A 2,771-nucleotide genomic window follows, 5' to 3' on the forward strand; every position below is an offset into this window, starting at 1 on the left:
ACCATGTCTGCCTTGAACGCCGAGGTTGACGTCGACAAGAAATCGGTTTCCGAAGTGGCTCAAGGCTTTCTGAAGGCCAAAGGTTTGCTGTAGCATCCGATATCCCCGGCACAATGAATGCGTGGGCCATTGGGCCGGGGTGTTTAAAGAATTTAATTTTGGCAAGAGAAGACCGTGCCCTGGCGGTGCAGGGGTACGGTCCCATCTATTCGGTCATATCAAGAAGCTTAGAGGATTGGATTTATTTTGCCATGGGTGATTTGACTTCTCATGCCATCGATTTTACGCTGGATACCCGTTGGGAAAATCTGCCTGACACGGTTCAGCATCAGGCCAAACGCTGCCTTATGGATGCCTTGGGCGCCTTGATCGCCGGGTCCCAGACCCCTGTGGCCGGCATCATGCGCAAGACCGCTTTGCAGCAATTCAGCGGCGACCAGGCCACCATCCTGGTCGCCGGAGAGCGCGTGTCGGCAGCCGGCGCAGCCCTGGCCAACGGATTTTCTGGCAACGCCTTGGACATCGACGACGGCTACCGCCCCACCAAGGGGCATCCCGGCGCCTGCGCCCTTCCGCCGGTGCTGGCCGCCGCCGAACTGGCCGGCGGAATCACCGGTCGGGAATTTCTCACCGCCCTGGTTATTGCCTACGAACTAGGCACCCGCGCCGGCGTGATCCGGCACGCCACTTACCAGGTCTACCACTCATCCGGAAGCTGGGGCGCCATTGCCGGTGCGGCGGCTGCCGGCCGGCTGCTGGGCTTGTCAGCGGAGCAGGTTTTTCATGCCATGGGTGCCGCTGAATACCATGCGCCCATCGCCCCCATGATGAAGGGCATCGACACGCCCTCCATGGGCAAGGACAGCATCGGCTGGGGCTGCATGGTCGCGGTGCAGTCGGCCCTAATGGCCCGGGACGGATTTACAGGCATCTGCCCGCTGTTCGACGACGCCCCGCAACCATCCTTGGTGCTGAACCTGGGGCAACAATGGGAGATCCTCAACCTCTATTTCAAACCCTATGCCGCCTGCCGCTGGGGGCAGCCGGCAGTTGCCGGTGCGCTCAACATCGTCCGGGACCACCACCTGACGCCGGATCAGATCAGGCGCATCCGCGTGCGCACCTTCGAGGCCGCCACCCGCCTGCCCAACGGTCACCCCCGCAACACGGAGGAGGCCCAGTACAGCCTGGCCTTTCCGGTGGCTGCCGCGCTGCTGGATGGGGAGGTCGGGCCCGGCCAGGTGCTCCCGCCCCGCCTGCATGACCCCGATCTGCTGAGCCTGCTGGACCGGGTCTCCACCGAAGTCGCCCCTGAATTTGAAGCCGAATTTCCGGCCAAAGCCCCAGCCGAAGTGGTGGTCGAGACCACAGCCGGTGAGATTTACCGATCCGGCCGTATCGAAGCGTTGTGGGAACCGCCGAATACGCTGCCTTCGGACAATGAGCTGGAAGCAAAATTTCTCTGGCTGACCGGGCCGATCATTGGTCGGCTGAAAGCCGGCGATCTGATCAAAAAAATCCGATCGGCCGACCAATGGACATCCATCGATCCCATCATAGCCGGATGCAGGGCGGCCACCACCTGAACGGTGGTGGTGTTTGGCGCTGTGCTTCATCCACGACCAAGAAAGGGTTCCATCAATGAAAGTGGGAGTCTACCAGACCGATCCGGTCCTGCTGGATGTCAAAACCAACCTGGCAACCACGATTGAAAAAATTGAAGCGGCCAAGGCGGAAGGGGTCGACCTGGTGGTATTCCCCGAGCTTTCCCTGACCGGTTACTTTGTGCGGGAAAGATATCACGAAGCGGCCCTGCGCATGGACTCGCCGGAGATCAGGAAACTGGTCGGAACCACCAAAGGCACGGCGGCCGTTGTTGGATTCATCGAAGAATCCCCGGCCATGAATTTTTACAATTCGGCCCTGGTGGCCGTGGACGGAGAGATCCTGTTCGCCTACCGCAAGTTGAATCTGCCTAACTACGGCGTCTTCGAAGAGCGCAAGATTTTCTCCGGCGGCAAGCATGTCCGCGTCTTCAAACTCAAAGGCCTGACCATTGCCCCGTTTATCTGCAACGACCTGTGGCATCCCTCACTGCCCTATTTGGGGGTCACCCAGAAGGCGGACATCTTCATCACCATGTTCAACTCCTCCCGGGGTTCTATGGGCAACGAGTTTTCCAATATCGAGAGCTGGAACATCATCAACCGATTTTACTCCCGGGTTTTCGGTGTATACAACCTGTGCGCCAACCGAGTGGGCTGCGAGGTATTCGAAGACCTCAGGTCGGACACGTGCAAACCGACCGACTCAGGTTTTGAGGCCGTCGATGATAATCCGTTTCGTTTCTGGGGAGGCAGCGAGATCATCAACCCCTTCGGCCAGGCCATCATCACGGCGGCTCTCTTCGATCCCGATGCCATCTTCGCGGATATTTCCCGTGACATCGTCCGCAAGAAACGCATCCTGCTGCCTTACCTGCGCAACGACGACCCCTACTTCACTCACCGGGAATTGGGCCGGATCCTTTATGGCAAGCACGTTCCGGATTAAAAACGAAAGCCCATGCTGTATTTGACGCTCGACATCGACTTGCCTTCAGCATCGCATTTCGCTACTATTAAGCAGCCAAATTTGATGGACTCGTAAAAAGTCCCCAGAGGTGTCATTCCCGCGCAGGCGGGAATCTACAACCAATTGAAAACACTGGATTCCCGCCTACGCAGGAATGACACTTAAGAGCAATTATCGACTTTTTTCGAGTCCATCAA

2 protein-coding genes are annotated in these 2,771 nt (G+C 58.4%); both read left to right on the top strand.

Features of this window, described 5'->3' with window-relative positions:
• The first annotated feature begins 251 nt into the window (after positions 1-251).
• Positions 252-1,586, top strand: a complete 1,335-nt coding sequence (locus ABYV26_RS24135; RefSeq protein ID WP_372683902.1) for an MmgE/PrpD family protein — start codon at positions 252-254, stop codon at positions 1,584-1,586.
• Positions 1,587-1,641: 55 nt separating this feature from the next.
• Positions 1,642-2,553, top strand: a complete 912-nt coding sequence (locus tag ABYV26_RS24140; RefSeq protein ID WP_372683903.1) for a nitrilase-related carbon-nitrogen hydrolase — start codon at positions 1,642-1,644, stop codon at positions 2,551-2,553.
• Positions 2,554-2,771 lie beyond the last annotated feature (218 nt).

Origin of the sequence: Desulfosarcina sp. (genome assembly GCF_041551955.1) — a bacterium.
Lineage (GTDB): Bacteria > Desulfobacterota > Desulfobacteria > Desulfobacterales > Desulfosarcinaceae > Desulfosarcina.